The sequence below is a fragment of the Leptospira adleri genome, assembly GCF_002811985.1.
In the GTDB taxonomy this organism is placed as follows: Bacteria; Spirochaetota; Leptospiria; order Leptospirales; family Leptospiraceae; genus Leptospira; species Leptospira adleri.
Window position 1 is genome coordinate 72,501 of the sequence record NZ_NPDU01000013.1, and the last position, 5,000, is coordinate 77,500.

Genomic DNA, 5,000 nt, shown 5'->3' on the forward strand with positions numbered 1-5,000 from the left:
TCCGTGTCCACCCGGTCCGCCGGCGTGTCCATGGCGTTTTACAACCCCTTGAAATCCTCTTCCTTTGCTGACCCCGGTAACTTTTACCACGTCAGAAACAGCAAAAACATCCTGAATTTTCAGAACGGAACCTGCTGCAGGAGAATCTCCGAAACTACGAAATTCTCTCAAAACTCTCTTTGGTCCAAGCCCCGCTTTTGCAAGGTGGGTTTTTTCCGCTTTGGAGAGCTGAAATTCTTTTGTATCTTGAAACGCCAACTGGATCGCTTCGTATCCGTCATTTTCAACAGACTTGACTTGAGAAACGGCACAGGGACCGACTTCCAATACAGTAACGGGAATCATATTCCCCTGCTCGTCAAAGATCTGAGACATTCCAACTTTTTTGCCGATTAATCCCTTTGCCATCGTTTTCTTACCTTCAGGATTTGATATCTACAGATACCCCTGCAGGGAGCTGAAGTTTCATCAGGGCTTCTACAGTGTCTTCATTGGTATCCAGGATATCGATGAGCCGTTTGTGTGTTTTTAATTCAAACTGCTCTCTGGATTTTTTATTCACGTGCGGAGAACGAAGAACCGTATAGATCTCTTTCTTAGTAGGAAGAGGAATCGGGCCGGAGACAGTCGCTCCGGTCCTTTTCGCAGTTGCTACGATCTCATAGGTTGATTGATCAATCAACCTATGGTCGAACGCTTTCAATTTAACTCGTATTTTTTGTCCGGCCATTTTAAGAGCTCTTACTCAATGATGTCCGCGACAACACCGGATCCAATGGTTCTTCCACCTTCGCGAATTGCGAACTTGAGACCTTTATCCATTGCGATCGGGCTGATCAATTCAACCGTCAGAGATACGTTGTCGCCAGGCATAACCATTTCGATTCCGTTAGGAAGGTTACAAACACCGGTAACGTCTGTAGTTCTGAAGTAGAACTGAGGACGATAGTTGTTGATGAAAGGAGTGTGACGTCCGCCTTCATCTTTTGTTAAAACGTAAACCTCAGCTGCAAACTTTTTGTGAGGAGTGATGGATCCCGGCTTCGCGAGAACTTGTCCTCTTTCGATGTCTTCTTTTTTAGTTCCACGAAGAAGTGCACCGATGTTGTCGCCTGCTTCCGCTTGATCGAGAAGTTTTCTGAACATTTCGATACCGGTAACAACAGTTTTTGTTGTTGGGCGGATCCCGATGATTTCAACTTCGTCGTTCACTTTCAGAACGCCTTGTTCCACTCTTCCAGTTGCAACGGTTCCACGACCAGTGATCGAGAACACGTCTTCCACAGGCATAAGGAAAGGTTTGTCTGTAATTCTTTTTGGATTCGGAACGTAAGTGTCCAGAGCTTCCATCAGTTTTAAAATTGCAGGCATACCGATTTCAGATTCGTCGCCTTCCAGAGCTTTCACTGCGGAACCGTGGATGATAGGGGTATCGTCGCCTGGGAAATTGTATTTGTTAAGAAGGTCGCGAACGTCCATCTCAACCATTTCGATCATTTCAGCTCTTTCATCAGCAGCGAGCATGTCCGCTTTGTTGATGAATACGATCACGTAAGGAACACCAACCTGACGAGCAAGAAGAATGTGTTCTTTCGTTTGTGGCATCGGTCCGTCAGTTGCGGATACAACGAGGATCGCAGCGTCCATCTGAGCCGCGCCGGTGATCATGTTTTTAACATAGTCGGCGTGACCAGGACAATCTACGTGAGCGTAGTGACGGTTAGCTGTTTCATATTCCTGGTGAGAAGTAGCGATGGTGATCCCACGAGCTTTTTCTTCCGGAGCGTTATCAATTTGGTCATAAGCAACAGCCTTGTTCTTACCACCGATCGCTTTTGCAAGTGTAGTAGTAATAGCTGCCGTCAGGGTTGTTTTACCATGATCCACGTGACCAATTGTACCAACGTTTAAGTGAGGTTTCGACCTATCAAATTTTTCTTTAGCCATAGCGACTGTTTAATCTCCTTACTTTTTAACGAACCCTAACGGGAATCGACTAATGTAATTACGTAATAGTGTTCAGAGTCAAAAAGGGAGTCCAGAGACAGAACACCCCTTCCCTGTGTCATATTTCTAAGCACACTTGCAAAGCCAAGCAAGTTTTCCGTAGAAGCATTTGCGTGAACAAGCGTCTTACCATCTCCGACAGAAACAACATTTTGAATCTTAGCTTCTCTCTTGGAGAGAGCTCCTAAGACATCGCCCAAGGATGAATCTGGTATCAAAATCTCTAATAGAGACAATGGACCAATGAGTTCCGTGTGATGGCGAATTATGTCTTTTAAGCCTTTGATGACGGCTACTTTTACAAGCGAAGAAGTTTCAATCGAAGAATCCGGAGGATCGTATCGATGAACAATCAAATCCAAGCCGAGAACTTCTTCTCCTTTGGATCCCTTTGCCACTACTTCATAAAAAGCTGATGTAATGGCTTCTTCTAGTGTTTCAGTAATCTTAGTTTCAAACCGCACTTCCCTGGAAAAGCTGTTAGAGCTTGCCAGAGAGGCGTGCACCTGTCCGCTTGAGATTTTTTGATCAAACGCGGTATGCTGAAATTCACTCTGTAGGACCATTTTTTTCCAAAGCTCAAACCTTGCAACTTTTATCCCGCTGACGTTCACTTTGTGAGGGAAGAATTCTTTCATTCGAGAAAGAGAAACTTCCAAGTGCAATTCTCCGAGTCCGGAAAGTTGAATCTGGCCCGTATCCGAGAGGACTTTTGTCTCCAAGCCTTCGTCGAGCCAAACGAGTTGATCGAGCGCGGCCCAAAGTGATTCTCTTTCTTCTGCAGTTTCCGGTTCGAGAAGAATCTGGAATTGTTTTCGCACGGAAGCGAGTTCCGTTTTGTATTCTTTTTGCCGAGAAGAATAGAGAACGTCTCCCGGTTTGAGAGAATCAAGTCCCGGAGCTACGACGATTTCCCGAATTCGGCTTTTTCCGATTTCTTCAAAATCTCGCGTGGAGATAAGATGAATGGATTCTATCCGCCCTTCTCCGGAAGCGGACCAAAACTTTTGATTTTGTGGGAACTCCTGCGAAGGAAGAATATAAACGATCTTTCCTAAATCCGGATGGAGTTCCCGTTTGAAGGCGATTCCCAATTCTTCGGAAGGCCGAGGAGAAAAAGAAAAACCCTGGGAAAGAAGTTCGAGAGAAAGAAGGAGTTCCTTCACGCCTTCTCCGTGCAGAGCCGAACCTCCGAGAACCGGGAAAAATTCTTCCTTCCAAAAACCTCTGGAAAACCCCTCGCGCGCGAGTTCCGACAGAGAATCCGGATTCTTCAGATACCTTTCCGAGAGTTCGGAATCCCATTCTAAAAGAGGAAGAAGACTCTGGTCGGAAGTCCGATCTTGAAAGAGGGAAAATTCCGATTCTTCTTTCCAAAGGAGAACGGGTTCCTTTTCGAGAACGGCTTCGAGGTCGACGAGGGAATCCGTGATATCGATTCCTTTTCGATCGAGTTTGTTTAAGAAGAATAGAATCGGGATCTTTCGTTTGCGGAGCCATTCTACGTTTTGAAAGGTTTGAGATTTTAATCCTTCAAACGCGTCAATGAGAACGATACCGAGATCCGCGACCACAAGAGAAGCGCTCGTTTGACTTTGAAAGTCCAGATGTCCCGGATTATCTAAGAATTGAAATAATACCTTCGCTTCTTTTTCGTTCGGCCAAAATACCCGAGCCAGCGTAGATTGAATGGAAATCCCGCGAGCTATTTCCTCCGCGAGATAATCGGACTCGGTCGTTCCTTCCTCGATGCTTCCCGGTCTTCTGATCTTTCCCGTTTCGTAAAGAATTCTTTCGAGAAGAGTGGTTTTCCCCGCGTCGATATGGGCAAAGATTCCTACGTTTAAGATTTTCATTGGTCCGACCTTGCGCCTTTCGTTCAGAACTTACAAAATTAAGAACGTCTTTGAGGATCGATTCTTTTTTAAAATTCTAAAAACAAATTCAAAACCGATCGCGATCGTCCGATTCCGAGTCGTTTGGAAAAAAATTGGAACTTGCAGAGACGTAAAAATTCTTCGCAGACAAGAAACCGATTGCGAAGAAAGACAAAAAATCGATCTTACACAAATTAATAAGAAGAGAAAGTTACGGCAAATCGAATGCAGAAGTTATTTATCTGGAAAGAGATGGCGATTTACATCGGACAGTCGTTTTCTACAAAACGTCACAGTCATTTTTTTATACAACTCTGCTTAGGAAACAAAGAGGAACTTCGTTTAAAGGGAAGCGACGGCAACTGGCATTCGTTCAAGGCTGCGCTGATTCCTTCCGGAGTGAGCCACGAGACTGAAATGAACGATCACGATTTCGTTTTAATTCTTCTGGATCCGATCACGATGGGCGCCGGTCTTTTTTCGGATCGAAGTCCGATTTCCGGGAAACCCGCGATCGAAGTCGGAGACGTCTTGGATTGGGAGAAGATTCGATTCTTCTTTGAAAACCAGGACGTCTCTCCCGAAATTCTTAAAGATGAGATCGTAAAAAGAATTCTTAAAAGCGAAACCGGAAAATCACAAATCCCCAAAGATATAAGAATCATTCGAAGTATGAAACGCCTTTCCGATTCCGACGATACGCTCACTCTCAAAGAAGTTGCAAAGGAAGCGGGACTTTCTACGAGTCGTTTTCGTCATCTCTTTCGAAAGGAAACCGGAATCACCTTTTCAGGTTACAGACTTTGGATCAAAACGAGAAGAGCGATCCTTTCTCTCGGAAATCATCCGGAGTTGATTCACGCGGCGTATCAGGGAGGTTTTGCGGATCAAGCCCATTTTAGCAGAATCTTTCGAAGATCGTTCGGGATGAGCCCTTCGGAATTTGTGAAGGGAAAAGGTTACGATACTTTTCAAATTTTTCCGACTTAACCCCTTCGTTCAAGACCGATTCCTCTTTATATCGTATCTTAGAATCATGTTCTACGATATATTTCGTTCGTTCCGTTCCTCCGCGCTTTTTACGTTTCGCGTTTCAGGCCCGAGAAGCGAGTTGAT

At 44.9% G+C, this 5,000-nt stretch carries 5 protein-coding genes (1 of these 5 only partly in view); 1 reads left to right on the forward strand and 4 read right to left on the reverse strand.

Going from position 1 to position 5,000, the window contains the following annotated elements; all coding sequences use genetic code 11:
* The 4 genes in view from rplC to CH376_RS07050 are tightly spaced (at most 35 nt apart) and all read right to left on the reverse strand, a layout consistent with a single transcriptional unit that may run on beyond the window.
* Positions 1-408, reverse strand: partial view of a 50S ribosomal protein L3 gene (gene rplC / locus CH376_RS07035; RefSeq protein ID WP_100784887.1) — the 5' portion only. 213 nt of this gene lie to the left of the window's left edge; 408 of the gene's 621 nt are visible here — the first part of the coding sequence; its start codon is at positions 406-408; its stop codon lies off the left edge, out of view.
* Between the two features lie 13 nt (positions 409-421).
* A complete protein-coding gene (gene rpsJ, locus CH376_RS07040) occupies positions 422-730 on the reverse strand; it encodes a 30S ribosomal protein S10 (protein WP_000918607.1) in 309 nt (102 codons plus the stop codon).
* An 11-nt stretch (positions 731-741) separates the two neighbouring features.
* Positions 742-1,947 (reverse strand): elongation factor Tu, encoded by a 1,206-nt coding sequence (gene tuf / locus CH376_RS07045; RefSeq protein WP_069608386.1) that lies wholly within the window; start codon positions 1,945-1,947, stop codon positions 742-744.
* Positions 1,948-1,982: 35 nt separating this feature from the next.
* Entirely contained in the window at positions 1,983-3,863 is a 1,881-nt protein-coding gene (locus tag CH376_RS07050; RefSeq protein WP_100784886.1) for an elongation factor G-like protein, read from the reverse strand.
* A 246-nt stretch (positions 3,864-4,109) separates the two neighbouring features.
* Here CH376_RS07050 and CH376_RS07055 point away from each other — a divergent pair, with 246 nt between their 5' ends.
* Positions 4,110-4,874, forward strand: coding sequence for a helix-turn-helix transcriptional regulator (locus tag CH376_RS07055; protein ID WP_100784885.1), 765 nt, complete (start codon positions 4,110-4,112; stop codon positions 4,872-4,874).
* Positions 4,875-5,000: the final 126 nt, after the last annotated feature.